General features: G+C 42.3%; 1 pseudogene. It reads left to right on the plus strand.

Annotated features, from left to right (window positions below):
• Positions 1–487, plus strand: a pseudogene (locus A3751_RS23210) (hypothetical protein); the annotation flags it as partial.

A 487-nucleotide genomic window follows, 5' to 3' on the forward strand; every position in this document is an offset into this window, starting at 1 on the left:
TAGAGATCACAATCTGCATAACAGTACCTTTAACCATATCGCTGTCATTGATACCTATGGTGACAAGCATGACCGCGAATACTTCAAATCAATTGTAGGTGTCGCCCGTCAAGTCGAGTCCGTATACAACGCACTGAAGAATAATGTGTTGGCAGGTAAGCACGAAGAGCTCGAAAGTTTAAAAGAGAGCTTTAATACGGCATTTGTGACGAATCTCTGTCATTCGATTTATCAAGCGATTAATGAAGGAAAACGTGTACTTGATAGCTTAAATAAAGAGCTGGAAAATCACGTGTTTGGCACGGATCAAGAGCGCTTTAGTTTTGACTGTGAATGGGTGCCGGAATTTCGCGACTACTACCGGTTCTTTAAAGAGATTATTGAGATACCAAACCTTGGTGATGGAGCTACTTTATTTGATGCCCAACTGTCAGAGAAATCGACTGAAGTGCGCGATACGTTGCTGAGCATGCTTCTGGCGAAAGAT

This window comes from Oleiphilus sp. HI0080 (assembly GCF_001635135.1).